Source organism: Agrobacterium sp. 22-214-1 (genome assembly GCF_053522465.1).
Genome location: NZ_JBNWCK010000001.1, coordinates 799,929 through 816,281 on the forward strand (window position 1 = coordinate 799,929; position 16,353 = coordinate 816,281).

A 16,353-nucleotide genomic window follows, 5' to 3' on the forward strand; every position below is an offset into this window, starting at 1 on the left:
TCACCACAATTGGCGTCTGCACTGCAATCCGCGCCCGTTTCCCAAAGGAAAACGGCCGCTTATTTCACCGGGCGCTGTAGATCCATCACCGGACCGGAGGTGCCCTTCAACATTCCGGTGCGCTTGGGCACGATGGCCACGGTCGTAAAATCGATATCCTCGGCATGGGCGAGATCATGGATGATCGGGCAATCCGGCTCACCGTTGTCAGGGCAATAGGTTGCGAGGTTTCGCAGCGTATCGGCCATCTCGCGAAGCGTATGCATCTTCGCTTCCAGATCGACGACATGTTCCATGACGATGCGTTTGACATCGCAGGAGGCGCCGCCCGGATCGCGCCAGAGCGTCATGAGCTGCCTGATCTTTTCGATGGAAAAGCCGAGATCGCGTCCGCGCCGGATGAAACGCAGCGTTTCCAGATCATTGGCCGTATAGACCCTGTATCCGGACTCCGTGCGGTTTGCCGATTTGATCAGGCCGATTGTCTCGTAATGCCTGATCATCTTCGCAGAAACACCGGATGCGGTGGCGGCTGTGCCAATATTCATCGATCCTGCTCCTATCTTTCCGGGGTGAAAAACACGTCTGCATGAATGTCGGCGGTGCGCATGCCGCGCGCCAGAAGCTGCGGCACCGTCGCCTCGATCATGGCCGGCGGGCCTGCAATATAGGCTTTCCAGCCATCGAGATCGTCGAAATCATCCGCCACGGCCGCACCGACATAACCGCACCGGATATCGGCATGTTCCTCATGCGAGAGAACCGGAACGAAACTCAGATTGCCATGCCGCGCGGCAAGGTCTCCGAAGCGGTCGAGCATATAGAGATCACGCTCGGCGCGCGCGCCGAAATAGACATGAACCGGTCGTTCGCGGCCCGTTGCGAGCGCCGCCTCGACAACCGCCTTGACGGGAGCGAGCCCCGAACCGCCGGCAATGCCGAGGATCGGCCCGCAATGTTTTTCCCGCAGGAACGAAGAGCCGAAAGGCCCGACTATCGTGACGGGGTCACCCGCGCTAGCGAGCGAGAAGATGCGGCTGCTCGTCATGCCGCCGGGAACATGCCGGATGTGGAATTCAATCAGCTCCTCATCCACCCTGCTGGCAATGGAATAATCACGCGGCGAACAGTCGGGATAAAGCAGACGCACATATTGTCCGGGCTTGAAGGTAAACTGCCTGCGATCGTCGAGCCGGATGCGGATGAGCTTGATATCGTGCGTCACATCCAGCGCCTCCGCAACCACGCCCTCAAAGCGGCCGGTCGGAATATCGGCGATCTCATCCTCCCCGTCGAGCCAGCTGATCGTCATTTCGCTCAACGGCACGGCCCGGCAGGCGAGCGTCAGGCCCTCGGCTTTCTCCTCTTCGGTCAAGGAGAAGGGCGTATGCTTGAGAAGATCGATTTCGCCGGAAATGAGATGCGACTTGCAGGCGCCGCAGCGGCCCATGCGACAGCCATGCGGATAGGTGACCCCTGCCGCCAGTGCGGCCTGGAGCACGGTCTCACCCTGCGCCGCCATGATGCTGCGTCCGATCTGCGGCAGATAGATTGTGTTGCCAGGCGTCATCATGTCCGCCTCCTATTCGGCCGCTGCGAGCTGCATGCCGGACGATCTGTCCACCAGCGGCGCGCGGAAGCTTTTCAGGCGCAGCGCATTCGTCAAGACGAAGACGCTGGAAAGCGCCATGGCTCCGGCGGCAAGGACAGGCGACAGCAGAACGCCGTTGACAGGATACAATATTCCGGCCGCCACGGGAACGAGAGCGGCATTGTAAGCGAAGGCCCAGAACAGGTTCTGGCCGATATTGCGGATCGTGGCCTTGGAGAGCGCGATGGCATTGGCAACGCCGCGCAAATCACCGGACATCAACACCACATCGGCGCTTTCAATGGCGACATCCGTGCCCGTGCCGATGGCAAGGCCGACATCGGCGGCGGCCAGCGCCGGCGCATCGTTGATGCCATCGCCGACAAAGGCGACACGTCGCCCGCCGGCGGCAAGCCTCTTGACGGCCTCCACCTTGCCGTCGGGCAGCACTTCCGCCACCACTTCATCGATACCGAGCCGACGGGCGATGGCTTCAGCGGTGCGGCGATTGTCACCCGTGATCATCGTGACTTTCAGACCCAGTGCATGCAGCGCCGCAATCGCCTCCGGGGTCGTCTGCTTGACCGGATCGGCAACCGCGATGATCACGGCCAGCCTGCCATCGACGGCGGCATAGAGCGGCGACTGCCCTTCCCTGCCCAGCCGCTCGGCATCGTCTGCGAACATCGCGACATCGTAACCGAGTTTGGTCATGAACCGGTCCGCGCCCGCTTCCACCCGGCGACCGTCGACCATGGCTGCAACACCAAAACCGGGGGTCGCCTCGAAGCCTTCCGCATCGGCAAGCGTCAGGCCGCCATGTTTCGCAGCCTCGACGATCGCTTCGGCAATCGGATGTTCGGAATGGTTCTCCAGCGAGGCGACGAGGCGCAACACCTCATCCGCATCGAATCCCTCTGTTGTGGTAAAATGCACCAGTTTCGGTTTGCCGAGCGTCAGGGTGCCGGTCTTGTCGACGGCGATCACATCGGCATCGCGGAGCGTCTGGAGCGCATCGCCACGGCGGAACAGCACGCCCATTTCGGCGGCGCGGCCGGTGCCGACCATGATCGAGGTCGGCGTGGCAAGGCCCATGGCGCAGGGACAGGCGATGATGAGCACCGCAACCGCATTGACCAGCGCAAAGGTCAGAGCCGGATCAGGCCCGAAAACGAACCAGACGATGAAGGTGACGAGCGCCGCCAGCATCACCGCCGGCACGAACCAGTTGGTCACCTTGTCCACCAGCGCCTGAATGGGCAGCTTGTCGGCCTGCGCCTCCTCGACCATGCGGATGATCTGGGCGATCAGCGTATCGGCGCCGACCTTGGTGGCGCGGAACGTGAAAGAACCGTTGCGGTTGACCGTGCCGCCGACGACTTCGGAACCCGCCGCCTTGGTGACCGGCACCGGTTCGCCTGTGATCATCGATTCATCGACATAGGAAGAGCCACTGAGGACCAGCCCGTCGACCGGTACTTTCTCGCCGGGGCGAACGACGATCACATCGCCGGTGCGCACATCCTGCAACGGCACATCGATGGTTTCGCCATCGCGCAGCACGCGGGCGGACTTGGCCTGCAGGCCGACCAGCCTCTTTATCGCCTCGCTGGTGCGGCCTTTGGCGCGCGCTTCCAGAAAACGTCCGAGAAGGATGAGCGTGACGATGACCGCCGCCGCCTCGTAATAGACATTGGCCGTGCCGCTCGGCAGGATTTTGGGCATGAAGGTTGCGACAACCGAAAATCCCCAGGCGGCGGCGGTGCCCAGCACGACGAGCGAATTCATGTCCGGCGCCAACCGCAGAAGTGCGGGTATGCCCTTTTTGAAGAAACGCAGGCCAGGCCCGAACAGAACCAGCGTCGTCAGCGCAAATTGCAGATACCAGCTTTCCTGCATGCCGACCGTTTCCATCACGAAATCATGGATGGCGGGCACCAGATGCGACCCCATTTCCAGCACGAAAACCGGTAGCGTCAGAACAACGGCGACGGCGAGGCTGATTTTGAGGCTGCGCAGTTCCGCCTCGCGCTTGTCCTGCTCTCCATCTCTGGCTTTGTCGGCGACAACCTCGTTCGCCTTATAGCCCGCCCGCTGGATGGCGTCCGCCAGATTGGCCGCAGAGGCGGCGTTGCCGGCGACGCGGACGGTGGCGCGCTCCGTCGCCAGATTGACGCTTGCACCGGAAACACCGGAAACGGCCTTCAACGCCTTTTCGACACGTCCGACGCAGGAGGCGCAGGTCATGCCCTCAATATCAAGTTCGATGGTTTTCTCTTCGACGCTGTAACCGGCCTGCCGCACTGCCTCGATAACGGCCGGCACATCCGGCGGCCCGGAAAAGGAAATGTCGGCACGTTCCGTTGCCAGATTGACCGAAGCTTTCAGAACGCCCGGCACCTTGGCAATCGCCTTTTCAACGCGGCCGACACAGGAGGCGCATGTCATGCCATCGATCGCAATCTGATGGCTCGCCCGGATCTCCATTTGTGACATGCGTATGACCCCTCTTTTCTTGTGTTAAAAAAAAGATAGGGCTTCCCATCGTGGCAAGGTCAATAGGTTCTTTTTGATGATTTTCAAGTGACCATGCCGTGCACGTGAACGGGTGTTTTACGCCAGCTCACACACGATTAAGTAAGGGGAAAAAAGTGGTGCGGACGGCGGGACTTGAACCCGCAAGACCAATGGTCGGCAGATTTTAAGTCTGCTGCGTCTACCGATTTCGCCACGTCCGCATTGCCGCGCCGCGTACCGTTTCGGCAGGGGCGCTGCAAAAAATCGTCATGCTTCTGGCGCCCGGCCTGGGGCCGGTCCCAAACACGACTGAGCCTCATCTACACAGGCCGAACCGTTTCGGTCAACGGGGCCTCGGAGCATTTCCAGGAAAAGTGGAACCCGGTTTTCCGTCCGGAAATGCGGCAAACAAAGAGCTGGAACGTTTTTCCGATTCGAAGAAAAGCGAGAACGCTTTAGCCACACCAGGACTGATTTTTTGCCGATGCCGGATGCGCGAGCCCTTCCCGCACGAGTTGATCGGCGAAGGATACGCCCGAACGCGAAAGCCGTTTGCGGTCCGTGGCTTGCCCGCCCGCAGCAGCGGAGGACGCCACATCGAAGGCGCCGGCATTCAGCATATCGCGAAGCCTGACCTTCGCAACGAAGCCGCGCTGGCGCTCTTCCATGCAGCGCGCCCGGTCGATCTGCGGCACTTCTATGCCGGCAAGCTGCATTTTCACGCCCTTCATCCAGAAGGTGTTGCCATCGGCCACGCAATTGTTGAGGCCGGAACGACCGCAAAAGGCAAATGTACCGCTTTTTTCACCGAGCGAGATTTTTTCGACCGAAGGGCGCGTTTCCGGCAGGATAGCGGCAACCTGGCTCGGCTGCGAGACGGACGGCATGGCGATCGGGCGCGGCGGCACCGGGCCGTTGCCGGGCAGAGCCGGCGATGCGGGGCGAATGGATGCCACTTTTTCCGGCGTGACGGAATCGCGTTTGGCCGCCGTCGCGACTTTCGAAGAACTCGTGGCCGGAGATGTCGCCTTTGCAACATGCCGCTGCGGCAAAAGACTGTCGCGATGTTCGTAAGCCTGAATGCCGCCGGCAACGACGCCCAGCATCAGCACCCAGGGCCAAACGCTGCCGCCACCCGATTTCTTCGCCGTGCGGCGTCGTGCTGTCGATTTTCGATTGCTCACGATCGGACTCCTTTTTACGGAGCCGCATTATCGGCCAAAGGAGTTTCCGAAAGGTTGGCATTGCCGGGCGTTTTCGTTTTTCAGAGAATCGGGAAAACGCCTAACCCCTTGTTTTCTCGATTTCCCGAATGGAAAGCACGCAAATGAGCTGTGGATAAACCCTCAGCGAACCTGATCGAGAAGGCGCTTGCATTCGAGAAGATCGAACAGGGCTTCCTGCAAAAGCGCCTGATCATCCTTGCCGATGCTCGACTTGCCGACCGATATTTCCGCATCGCCGCCGCCACCGCCGAAGCCGAAAAAACGGCCGCTTGGCTTGGCCTTCGGTCGACCGACGACCTCGTCCCCATCGGTATCGACGACACGCGGTTCGGCGACTTCCTTTTCACCGCTCGCCGCCATGATGGCTTCCATGGTCGCAAGATCACCGGAGGCGATTGCCGCCACAAAGCGGTTGCCATTGGCTTTCAGTAGCTTCTGTACGCCCTTGATGGTGTAGCCATGGTCATAAAGAAGGTGACGAATGCCCTTCAGGAGATCGATATCGTCAGGACGGTAATAACGGCGGCCCCCGCCCCGTTTCATCGGCTTGATCTGCGGAAAGCGTGTTTCCCAGAAACGCAGCACATGCTGCGGCAGGTTCAACTCATCCGCCACTTCACTGATCGTCCGAAACGCGTCGGGGCTTTTATCCAAATTTCCACTCCCATCCGAACCGGAGCGCCATGCATCCGGCCGGACACTGAACGAGAACGCTTTTCACCCGCCGGTCAAACACCACGCAAAGTCGGTTACGACCCCGCGCCGACGCCGTCGCGGCGAGATACAAATCACTAAAATGATTATGATGTGAGTCGACTGGATTTCAACGGCTTGCACGTTGAAATTCAAGTATGTTCACAAGAAGAATGGGGAAAAAGGCTTGCGATACGGCAAAAAAGGCGTGTCGCTCCGACCTTGAGTGAGGGATTATGCCCCCGCCTTCTGGCCCTTCTGCTTGGCCTTGCGGGCCGTATGGGCCTTCAGAATGCGCTGCTTCAGCACGTTCGAGGCCTTGAAGGTCATGACGCGGCGCGGCGAAATCGGAACTTCCTCACCCGTCTTCGGGTTGCGGCCGATGCGCTCGTTCTTTTCCCTGATCTGGAAAGTTGCGAAGGAAGAGAGCTTGACGACTTCGCCGCGGGTGATCGCGTTGCATATTTCGTCGATGATCGTTTCGACCAGCTCGGCGGATTCGGTGCGGGACAGCCCGACTTTACGAAACACAGATTCTGCAAGATCTGCGCGTGTCACTGTCTTCCCGGCCATTTTTCCCCACAAACCGTGTCTGAACTCTTCTCTAGGAGCCGCCGAGATTATTTCCCTTGTGGCGACCGGTCAAGGGATTGTTCCAGATTCATTTGAGGCTTTCGGCAATCAGTGCAAGGGCTTAGAGCGACTGATACGGTTTTGACACAGCCTCGGGCCGCTCCGGCGCTTCCAATCGGGGCGAGAGCGCGAAAATCACAACCGATTTCGCGCCATCGCCCCGGCAAACGCGGAAATCAGGCCTTTACCAGCGCAGCAGCACCGCGCCCCAGGTGAAGCCGCCGCCCATGGCCTCCAGCATGACCAGATCGCCCTTCTTGATGCGTCCGTCACCGGCGGCAACGGCGAGCGCCAGCGGAATGGAGGCGGCCGAGGTATTGCCGTGCTGATCGACGGTGATCACGACCTTTTCCGGGTCGATGTTGAGCTTCTTTGCCGAACCGTCGATGATGCGCTTGTTGGCCTGGTGCGGAACCAGCCAGTCGAGATCGTCGGACGTCGTGCCAGTCGCCTCGAAGGCCTGTTCGATGACGTCGGTGATCATGCCGACGGCGTGTTTGAACACTTCCCGGCCTTCCATGCGCAGATGGCCGACCGTGCCTGTGGTGGAAGGTCCGCCATCGACATAGAGCTTTTCCTTGTGCGAGCCGTCGGAGCGAAGCTGCGCCGTCAGGATGCCGCGATCGGCGGAGGTGCCCTCGCCTTCGCCGGCCTCCAGAACAAGCGCGCCGGCGCCGTCGCCGAAGAGAACGCAGGTGGTGCGGTCCTTCCAGTCGAGGATGCGCGAGAAGGTCTCGGAACCGATCACCAGAACGCGCTTGGCCATGCCGCCGCGAATATAGAGATCGGCGGTCGATACGGCATAAACGAAACCGGAGCAGACGGCCTGCATATCGAAGGCGAAACCATGGGTCATGCCAAGACGGTTCTGGATATTCACCGCCGTTGCCGGAAAGGTGTTATCCGGGGTCGAAGTGGCCAGAATGATGAGGTCGATATCGTCGGGCGTCAGGCCGGCATTATCGAGCGCGGCGCGCGCCGCCGCTTCGCCGAGAGACGCGGTGGTTTCACCTTCGCCGGCGATATAGCGCTGCTTGATGCCCGTGCGCTGCACGATCCATTCGTCGGAAGTCTCGACGACCCCTTCGATTTCGCTGTTGGTCATGACACGCTTCGGAAGCGCTGCCCCGAAACCACGGACTATAGAGCGGATCATTCCCTTATTCCTCGTCAGCCACGAGAGCTTCGGGCGCCGGGGGCGGAAGCCGTCTTGCGTGGTAAATCTTCAGATCATTTTCAATCTTGGCCGTCAGGCCGTTGTGGACCATGTCGTAGCCGACATCGACGGCGGAGGCAAAACCGATGGCATCCGTGCCGCCATGGCTCTTGATGACAATGCCGTTCAGGCCGAGAAACACGCCGCCATTGACCTTGCGCGGGTCCATCTTTTCCCTGAGTACGTCGAAGGCGCTTTTCGCCAGAATATAACCGATCTTGGCGAAGAAGCTGCGGGAGATCGCCTCACGCAGCAGCGTGGTGATCTGGCGGGCGGTGCCTTCGGCGGCTTTGAGTGCGATGTTGCCGGTGAAACCTTCGGTCACCACCACATCCACCGTGCCCTTGCCGATATCGTCGCCTTCGACGAAACCGCGATAATCGATGGTGGCGAGATCGGCTTCGCGGATCAGACGTCCGGCCTCACGCACCTCTTCCTGACCCTTGACCTCCTCGACGCCGACATTGAGCAGTCCGACGGTCGGACGGTCGATATCGAAGAGCGCGCGCGCCATGGCGCCGCCCATCAGGGCGAAATCCAGAAGCTGCTGGGAATCGGCGCCGATGGTCGCGCCGATGTCGAGCACGATGCTTTCGCCCTTCAGCGTCGGCCAGATGCCGGCGATTGCCGGGCGTTCCACCCGCGCCATGGTGCGCAAACAGAATTTCGCCATGGCCATCAGCGCGCCGGTATTGCCGGCGGAAACGGCGACATCCGCCTCCCCGAGTTTCACGGCCTCGATGGCGCGCCACATGCTGGAGACGTAGCGGCCACGACGCAGCGCCTGGCTCGGCTTCTCGTCCATGCTGACCGAGACTTCACAATCGTGAAAGACCGACTTTTCCCGAAGTGCGGGATATTGTGCCAGAATGGGGTCGCATTTGCTCTTCTGCCCGTAGAGCAGAAAAGTTACATCGTTGTGCCGTTCAAGCGCCTTGGCGGCACCGGGTATGGCAACATCTGGGCCGAAATCGCCACCCATGACGTCAATTGCAATTCTGATCACTCGTCCCTTATCCTTCTTCCCGCCAATCAGCGGTTTTGCGCGAAAATACCTTTTCCGGCCTTCGTTACAATAAAATTATTTCAGCCCAACGGGGCCATTCAGTCTTTTTTCCAATCTTTGAGCACGGCAAAGGGCGACGGGCGCTTTTCTTCTTCAGGCTCTTTTTCGGCCGCTTCGGCAAATTCCGCATCCGCTTTGCGCGGATAGGGATCGATCGCGAGTGCCGCAAATTCGGCAACCACCGCGCCGACGTCGATGCTGTCGCCGGTGAACTGGTCGGGAATATCCGGACCGTCGGGGTCGAGCACGATCTCGCCTTCCTCATTGGTCACCATCCGCGCCAGTTTCGAACCTTCCGGAACGAAAATCTGCTCGACGGTCTCATCGATCTTGCTCGAGACCGGCTCCAGCGTGACGACGCAGGATTGCGTTACCGCCGCATGCACTTCGCCCTTGATCTTGACGCCATCCTTCTTCCAGCGGGAAACTTGCAGCTCCGCCTTCAGATATTCGACGGAAACCACATTCCAGAATTTCGCCAGCGCCTTAAGTTCCTCAGCACTGGCTTCGAGACCAATCCTGACCGGATTGGCGGAAATATGGCCTACCTTTACGGGATAGGAAAAAGGCAGGTCGTCATTTGCAGGGTGTCGCGCGTTCATCGTGAACCTCATCGTCCAGGCAAGGGCAGCGTCAGGCTTCCGGTTGCTATTGTGTCTTCGGACTGGGCGGCAAGTTGCGTGGATGTGTCCATCATCCAGCCTGCCAGCCCCTCCATATCGGGCGCCTTCTCATCTACCTGCGGATATATATTGCGCCGGAGCGCCGCGGCAAGGGCGACGCGGTCGGAAGCATCCAGCGCCGCCGCATAGGATTCCAGCCGCCCATAGAACATGCCGGCGAATTTCTTCATGCGCTTCGGCACGCCCTGATCGCCGATTCCCAGTTCGCGAATGGAATGATCGAGGTCCTGAAAAAAGGCGTCGACGATCTCCTGGGCGATCTCCTGACCGCTGACATCGGAGGATTTGGTGCGGCGGAAATAGAGAATCATGATGATCGACAGCATCTCGAAGCGGCCCATGACCGTATCGGGAACACCGAGATCGAGATAGAAAGCGGGCGTGCGGGCAGCGGCCGTCAAAGTCGCATATTGCCGGTCGACAATGGCGCGATTGTTGTTTTTCTTCTTGAACAGCCCGAATATCATCGTTTTTTTTCCGAACGGGACGGGTGAATTCGCTTACCGCCCATCGCACTTGTTGCATGATCGTCAAAGCTGGTTTACCGAAGCATCCACGAATTGCAATGCTGTCGCGGTCACGTTCGTCTTTCGCCTGAAACAGTCGAAGAGAACCGGAGGAGTTCCAAAAGACCGGGAAAGCATTGAATTTGGGGAGTGACCGGGATTTTCCGTCCCCGGATTGACACAATCATGTGCACAGACACTGTGCACCACGCAATGCCGGAAGGTGCCATTCATGATCGCAGTCGGGGAAAAGCAGTTGAGCAAGCAGAAATCCGCAAGTCACGGCAATGTTCTGAGCAAGACCGCCATCGCAATCGTGCTCGCATCCGGCCTGCTTTCCGCCTGCAGCAGCACGACCGATGTGTTCCATAACGGCTACGTCATGGACGAGCAGTCGCTCCAGCTGATCCCGGAAGGTTCGAGCCGCGAGCAGGTTCTGCTGACCATGGGCACGCCCTCCACCACCGCGACCTTCGGCAACGAGGTTTTCTATTACATCTCGCAGAAGCGCGTGCGCCGCGCGGCCTTCATGAAGCCGGCGCTGGTCGAGCAGAACATTCTCGCGATCTATTTCAACAAGGACGGCGTGATCGAGCGCAAGGCCAACTATACGCTGCAGGACGGCAAGGTCTTCGACACGATTTCGCGCACCACGCCGACGGGCGGCAAGGACCTCACCTTCCTGCAGCAGCTGCTTTCCGGCGGCACCTCGGGCGCCAATATCGCCAAGAGCATTCTCGGTCAGGGCAACAACACCCCCTGATCGGAAGAAGAAACGGAAAATTCAAAGGCCCGGGGATCGCTCCCCGGGCCTTTTTCATTTGTCGGAACCTAAGCCCTCAGTGGGCGAGAACCGCAAGCAGTAGCAGCGCCACGATATTGGTGATCTTGATCGCCGGGTTGACGGCGGGACCGGCGGTATCCTTGTAGGGATCGCCGACCGTATCGCCCGTCACCGACGCTTTGTGGGCGTCCGAACCCTTGACGTGGCGCACGCCGTCCTTGTCGATGAAACCGTCTTCGAAGCTCTTCTTGGCATTGTCCCATGCGCCGCCACCGGAGGTCATGGAAATCGCCACGAAGAGGCCGTTGATGATGACGCCAAGCAGCGATGCGCCAAGTGCCGCGAAGGCCGACGCCTTGGAGCCGGAAATGGCCAGCACGCCGAAATAAACGACGAGCGGCGCCAGAACCGGCAGGAGCGACGGGATGACCATTTCCTTGATCGCCGCCCGTGTCAGCAGGTCCACGGCCTTGCCATAATCAGGCTTTTCCGTTCCGGCCATGATGCCGGGCTTTTCGCGGAACTGGCGGCGCACTTCCTCGACGATCGAGCTTGCCGCCTTGCCCACCGCCGTCATGGCGATACCACCGAAGAGATAGGGGATAAGGCCGCCGAACAGCAGGCCGGCAACCACGTAAGGATTGGCGAGGCTGAAGGAAATCTCGCCCATATCCTTGAAGTAGGGATAGGTATCGCCATTGGCGGCGAAATAGGAGAGATCATTGGCATAGGCGGCGAATAGCACCAGTGCGCCGAGACCGGCAGAGCCGATGGCATAACCCTTGGTGACGGCCTTGGTGGTGTTGCCGACGGCATCCAGCGCGTCGGTCGCCTTGCGCACGTCAGGATCGAGACCGGCCATTTCGGCGATACCGCCGGCATTGTCCGTGACCGGGCCGAAGGCGTCGAGCGCCACGATCATGCCCGCCAGACCCAGCATGGCGGTAACCGCGATGCCAGTGCCGAACAGCCCGCCGAGCTGGTAGGTGCCGATGATGCCGCCGACGATGACGATGGCCGGCAGCGCCGTCGATTCGAGCGAGACCGCAAGGCCCTGGATGACGTTGGTGCCATGACCCGTGACCGAGGCCTGGGCGATGGAGTTGACCGGCCGCTTGTTGGTGCCGGTATAATATTCGGTGATGACGACGATCAGCGCCGTCACGACAAGACCGACCAATCCGCAGAAGAAGAGGTTGGTGCCGGTGATTTCCATGCCGGCTACCGTGCCTACCGTGCCCCAGCCGACCGTCGCATGAGTGGCGACTGCAAGACCGGCAACCGAGAAGACACCGGTGGCGATGAGGCCCTTGTAGAGCGCCCCCATGATGGAATTGTTGGTGCCGAGCTTCACGAAGAAGGTGCCGGCAATCGAGGTCAGAATGCAGGCGCCGCAGATCGCCAGCGGATAGACCATGGCGCTTTCCAGTATCGGCGTTCCGGCAAAGAATATCGCGGCGAGAACCATGGTCGCGACGACAGAGACGGCATAGGTCTCGAAGAGGTCAGCCGCCATGCCGGCGCAGTCGCCGACATTGTCGCCGACATTGTCGGCAATGGTTGCGGGGTTGCGCGGGTCGTCCTCGGGAATGCCGGCCTCGACCTTGCCCACGAGATCGCCGCCGACATCCGCACCCTTGGTGAAGATGCCGCCGCCTAGACGGGCGAAGATGGAAATCAGCGATGCGCCGAAGCCGAGCGACACCAGCGCATCGATCACCTCACGCGAGCCGGCCGGATGGCCCATCACCGAGGTGAGGATGAAATAATAGATGGAGACGCCGAGCAGCGCGAGACCCGCCACCAGCATGCCGGTGATGGCGCCCGACTTGAAGGCGATATCGAGACCGGCGGAAAGGCTGTGCGAGGCGGCCTGCGCGGTGCGCAGATTGGCGCGCACGGAGACATGCATGCCGACAAAGCCGGCGACGCCGGACAGCACCGCGCCGACGAGGAAGCCGATGGCTGCCATGGATGACAGAAGATACCAGGCCAGAATGGCGACGATCAGTCCGACGATGGCGATGGTGAGATATTGACGGGTGAGATAAGCCTGCGCACCTTCACGGATAAAACCTGCTATTTCACGCATACGCTCGTTGCCCTGATCGGCATCGAGAACGCTCTTGGTGGCCCATACCGCGTAAACGACGGACAGGACACCGCATAAAATTACTATGGGTATTACGGTCATGCGCACTTACCTCCCAAAAGGCCGGGTCTCACTCCCTCCCCGGCGTGGCGAAACCTTGTGCAGGGAGATGCGGACGGCCTGTCCCAAATCCCGTCTTGGGCATTTGTTCCCCTCCCAAGGAAAAATGTCCTCGGAGCGGAGATTGCGTTGGCGCGAGGTGCCGCGTCAAGCCCACAAATTTGCCTGAAACTTGAAAGGAGTAGAGTGCGGCGCGCGACTCAGGCTGCTTTTTTGCGGCTTGTCAGGACGAGCGACAGGACAAGCAGGAGGCAAAGCCCGGCAACCGGCCAGATGACGAGGTTCATCACCGACCAGCCCCAGGCCGTAAATACCTTGCCGGAAGAGAAGGATGACAGCGCCACGGTGCCAAACAGCACGATATCGTGGAAACCCTGCACCTTGTCCGCCTCATGCGGGCGGTAACTGGAGGTGATGATGGCGGTTGCGCCGATGAAGCCGAAATTCCAGCCGAGGCCGAGCAGGATGAGCGCCGCCCAGAAATTCCACAGCTCTATGCCCATATGGGCAACGATGGCACAAGCCATCAGCACAATAAGGCCCGCCGCAACGATTTTTTCCGCACCGAATCGGGAAATCAGCATGCCGGTGAAGAAGCTCGGGCCGAACATGGCGAGCACGTGCCACTGGATGCCGAGCGTGGCGAGTTCGGTGGGGAAACCGCAGCCGACGACCATGGCGAGCGGTGCGCCGGTCATCATGAAGGTCATCAGGGCATAGGAACCGATGCCGCAGATCATGCCGGCGACGAAACGCTGCGTGCGGACGATTTCCGACAGCGGCCTTACCGATTCGACATGGGCGGCGGCCGCCTTGGGATCGGGCAATTTCAGAAACGCCAGAATGGCGATGGAAACGAGGCCGAGCGGAACGAGCGCCAGAAAAGCGCCGGCAAAGGTGACCGGCGCAAGCAAGTCCTTGCCGAAGATGGCGAGTTGCGGCCCGACGATGGCGGAAATGATGCCGCCCGCCAGAATCCAGGAGATCGCCTTCGGCTTGTAAAAGGATGGAGAGGCGTCGGCCGCGGCAAAACGGATTTTTTGCGTAAAGCCGCCGGAAATGCCGATCAGCAGCAGGCCGACGGCAAATAGCCAAAAATCCGAACGGAAGAGCGCCACGGCGGCAATGCCGCCGCCAATGGAGCACATCAGCGCGCCGACCATGAAGCCTGCCTTGCGGCCGAGGAAGCGGGATGCGGCCGCCACGCAGATCGCGCCGAGCGCAACGCCGATATTGAAGCCGGTGAGAGGCGCGGTCGCCAGCGACTTATCCGCGCCGAGCAGCTGATAGCCGGCAAGCGCGCCGACCGAAAAGCTTAAGGGCGCAGCCGATCCCATGATCGCCTGCGCGATGGTGAGGAGGAAGACGTTGCGCTTCGCCTCGTCCAGTTGAACTTCAAGTCCGGGGACGGAAACCGCGCTCATCTCTTCCTCATCTTTTTATTTCAGCGTTTCGCCTCGCCGCGCACCTGCTTGGCAATGCGGTCAAGCACCGCATTCACCAGCTTCGGCTCATCGTGCTCAAAGAAAGCACGGGCGATTTCAACATATTCCGTGACGATGACGGCGACCGGCACGTCCTTGCGCTCGAGAATCTCGAAAGTGCCGGCACGCAGGATGGCGCGCACGGTGGCATCGAGACGCGACAGCGGCCAGTCTTCCAGAAGGGCGGAGCGCACCAGCGGGTCGATCTTCGTCTGATCGCGGACGACGCCGGAGACGATGGAACGGAACCATGAAGGATCGGCCTTCAGATAGGTATCGCCGTCGACTTCCTGCCCGAGACGGTGCGCCTCGTATTCGGCCACGACTTCCATGACGCCGGTTCCGCCGACATCCATCTGGTAAAGCGCCTGCACGGCCGCAAGGCGGGCCGCGCCGCGTTGGTTGGCGGGCTTTACCGAAGGCTGGCGCGGTTCGCCGCCATTTTCAACATTCGACATGCGTTCAGCCACCCAGTTTTTTCTTCAGCTCGATCATCGTCAGCGCCGCACGCGCCGCGAAACCGCCCTTGTCCTTGTCGGAACGACGCACGCGCGCCCATGCCTGCTCGTCATTCTCGACGGTGAGGATGCCGTTGCCGATCGGCAGCGATTCGCTGACGGCGAGATCCATCAGGGCGCGGGAAGATTCATTGGAGACGATGTCGAAGTGGTAGGTCTCACCGCGAATGACCATGCCGAGCGCAACGAAACCGTCATATTCCGTGCCGTCATTGTCAGCACCGTCAAGCGCCATGGCGATGGCGGCGGGGATTTCCAGCGCGCCGGGAACGGTGATGACGTCATAGGTGGCGCCGGCTTCATCGAGCGCGAATTTCGCGCCTTCGAGAAGGGCATCCGCCATATCGTCGTAAAAACGTGCTTCCACGATAAGAAGATGGGGTTTGGACATGATATTTTCCTGAAAAGCTTGATGCCGGATCATACCGGCTTTTGCGGCGGTCAAACCACGGCTGGCCGTTTTTGGCAAGTAATTTCATGTATCAGCGGCGCAAGGGGCCGCGTCGGCAAGGCATTTGGCCGGGTTTCACGCCTTCCGGCGAGGCTCCGCGACAATCAGGTTTTCTGGAAGGCTAGATGGACGCCAAGCCCCATCAACACCGTCCCGGCAGCGCGCCGGGCGAGCACCTGCACCGCGCCGGAACGCTTCAAACGCCCAACCATGGCGCCCGCGAGAAGCACCCCGACAAGATCGGCCGAGGAAAAAATGAAATTGACGGCAATGCCGAGGATCAGCAATTGCAGCCAGACCGGAAAGGCTGCCGCCGGATCGACGAATTGCGGCAGGAAGGCCAGAAAGAACAGCGCCGTCTTCGGATTGAGCACATCGACGATGATGCTGTCGACAAAGGCGCGGCGGGCCGATTTCGGCTCGATGGCCAGATTGACCGCCTCGCCTTCAAGCTTGCTGCGCAGCATCGAGAAACCGAGCCAGACGAGATAAAGCGCGCCGCAGAGCTTCACGGCGAGATAAAGCCACGGAACGGCCTGAAACAGCACCGAAAGCCCTGCCGCAGAGGCAAAAATGTGGAAATAGCAGCCGACATGGATTCCAAGCACCGCCATCAGCCCGGCAAACCGTCCGCGCGCCATGGTCTGCGCCGCCGCGTAAAGCATGGCCGGACCGGGGATATAGGCGAATAAGGCGGTGGTTATGAAAAAGGCTGTCAGTAGTTCGAAAGACGGCATGATGTATTTCCCCTACCCCGTTTGGGCCTAAAGACG

General features: G+C 60.3%; 16 protein-coding genes and 1 tRNA gene. 1 reads left to right on the top strand and 16 read right to left on the bottom strand.

The features are described 5' to 3' along the window. Nucleotides 1-59: 59 nt before the first annotated feature. The 11 genes from cueR to ACQZ5G_RS04120 all read right to left on the bottom strand — a co-directional run bounded on the left by cueR (nucleotide 60) and on the right by ACQZ5G_RS04120 (nucleotide 10,092). Nucleotides 60-548, bottom strand: a complete 489-nt coding sequence (gene cueR, locus ACQZ5G_RS04070) for a Cu(I)-responsive transcriptional regulator (protein ID WP_003520818.1) — start codon at nucleotides 546-548, stop codon at nucleotides 60-62. A gap of 11 nt (nucleotides 549-559) precedes the next feature. Continuing rightward, the gene (locus ACQZ5G_RS04075) at nucleotides 560-1,570 is read right to left on the bottom strand and encodes a 2Fe-2S iron-sulfur cluster-binding protein (protein WP_448737080.1); all 1,011 of its coding nucleotides are present in this window, start codon (nucleotides 1,568-1,570) and stop codon (nucleotides 560-562) included. A 12-nt stretch (nucleotides 1,571-1,582) separates the two neighbouring features. Then, complete coding sequence (locus ACQZ5G_RS04080; protein WP_448737035.1) at nucleotides 1,583-4,087, bottom strand: heavy metal translocating P-type ATPase; 2,505 nt, start codon at nucleotides 4,085-4,087, stop codon at nucleotides 1,583-1,585. 156 nt (nucleotides 4,088-4,243) lie between these two features. Further along, nucleotides 4,244-4,329 (bottom strand) — tRNA-Leu (locus tag ACQZ5G_RS04085). A gap of 234 nt (nucleotides 4,330-4,563) precedes the next feature. Further along, on the bottom strand, nucleotides 4,564-5,292 hold the full coding sequence (locus ACQZ5G_RS04090; protein WP_448737036.1) for a nuclease: 729 nt from the start codon (nucleotides 5,290-5,292) through the stop codon (nucleotides 4,564-4,566). Nucleotides 5,293-5,454: 162 nt separating this feature from the next. Next, nucleotides 5,455-5,988, bottom strand: coding sequence for a MerR family transcriptional regulator (locus tag ACQZ5G_RS04095; RefSeq protein ID WP_003520813.1), 534 nt, complete (start codon nucleotides 5,986-5,988; stop codon nucleotides 5,455-5,457). Between the two features lie 273 nt (nucleotides 5,989-6,261). Further along, entirely contained in the window at nucleotides 6,262-6,600 is a 339-nt protein-coding gene (locus ACQZ5G_RS04100; RefSeq protein ID WP_003502236.1) for an integration host factor subunit alpha, read from the bottom strand. A 244-nt stretch (nucleotides 6,601-6,844) separates the two neighbouring features. Then, complete coding sequence (locus ACQZ5G_RS04105) at nucleotides 6,845-7,816, bottom strand: beta-ketoacyl-ACP synthase III (RefSeq protein ID WP_059752548.1); 972 nt, start codon at nucleotides 7,814-7,816, stop codon at nucleotides 6,845-6,847. A 4-nt stretch (nucleotides 7,817-7,820) separates the two neighbouring features. Beyond that, a complete protein-coding gene (gene plsX / locus ACQZ5G_RS04110) occupies nucleotides 7,821-8,882 on the bottom strand; it encodes a phosphate acyltransferase PlsX (RefSeq protein ID WP_035261625.1) in 1,062 nt (353 codons plus the stop codon). Between the two features lie 98 nt (nucleotides 8,883-8,980). After that, nucleotides 8,981-9,544, bottom strand: a complete 564-nt coding sequence (locus tag ACQZ5G_RS04115) for a YceD family protein (RefSeq protein ID WP_003520810.1) — start codon at nucleotides 9,542-9,544, stop codon at nucleotides 8,981-8,983. Nucleotides 9,545-9,552: 8 nt separating this feature from the next. Next, nucleotides 9,553-10,092: a ubiquinol-cytochrome C chaperone family protein gene (locus ACQZ5G_RS04120; protein ID WP_448737037.1), complete on the bottom strand. Its 540-nt coding sequence runs from the start codon at nucleotides 10,090-10,092 to the stop codon at nucleotides 9,553-9,555. A gap of 271 nt (nucleotides 10,093-10,363) precedes the next feature. On the opposite strand from ACQZ5G_RS04120, the gene ACQZ5G_RS04125 reads away from it, so the two are divergent. Further along, nucleotides 10,364-10,894, top strand: a complete 531-nt coding sequence (locus ACQZ5G_RS04125; protein ID WP_003520808.1) for an outer membrane protein assembly factor BamE — start codon at nucleotides 10,364-10,366, stop codon at nucleotides 10,892-10,894. 76 nt (nucleotides 10,895-10,970) lie between these two features. Here the strand turns inward: ACQZ5G_RS04125 and ACQZ5G_RS04130 are convergent, their stop codons facing one another. The 5 genes from ACQZ5G_RS04130 to ACQZ5G_RS04150 form a co-directional block, all read right to left on the bottom strand. Continuing rightward, complete coding sequence (locus tag ACQZ5G_RS04130) at nucleotides 10,971-13,109, bottom strand: sodium-translocating pyrophosphatase (protein ID WP_127757565.1); 2,139 nt, start codon at nucleotides 13,107-13,109, stop codon at nucleotides 10,971-10,973. A 218-nt stretch (nucleotides 13,110-13,327) separates the two neighbouring features. Beyond that, nucleotides 13,328-14,551 (bottom strand): MFS transporter, encoded by a 1,224-nt coding sequence (locus ACQZ5G_RS04135; protein WP_448737038.1) that lies wholly within the window; start codon nucleotides 14,549-14,551, stop codon nucleotides 13,328-13,330. A gap of 20 nt (nucleotides 14,552-14,571) precedes the next feature. Further along, nucleotides 14,572-15,069 carry a transcription antitermination factor NusB gene (gene nusB, locus ACQZ5G_RS04140; protein WP_004441180.1) on the bottom strand — a complete coding sequence of 166 codons (498 nt, stop codon included), beginning with the start codon at nucleotides 15,067-15,069 and terminating at the stop codon, nucleotides 14,572-14,574. 4 nt (nucleotides 15,070-15,073) lie between these two features. Continuing rightward, nucleotides 15,074-15,553: a 6,7-dimethyl-8-ribityllumazine synthase gene (locus tag ACQZ5G_RS04145; protein ID WP_003520804.1), complete on the bottom strand. Its 480-nt coding sequence runs from the start codon at nucleotides 15,551-15,553 to the stop codon at nucleotides 15,074-15,076. A 131-nt stretch (nucleotides 15,554-15,684) separates the two neighbouring features. Beyond that, on the bottom strand, nucleotides 15,685-16,317 hold the full coding sequence (locus ACQZ5G_RS04150; protein WP_448737039.1) for a LysE family translocator: 633 nt from the start codon (nucleotides 16,315-16,317) through the stop codon (nucleotides 15,685-15,687). Nucleotides 16,318-16,353: the final 36 nt, after the last annotated feature.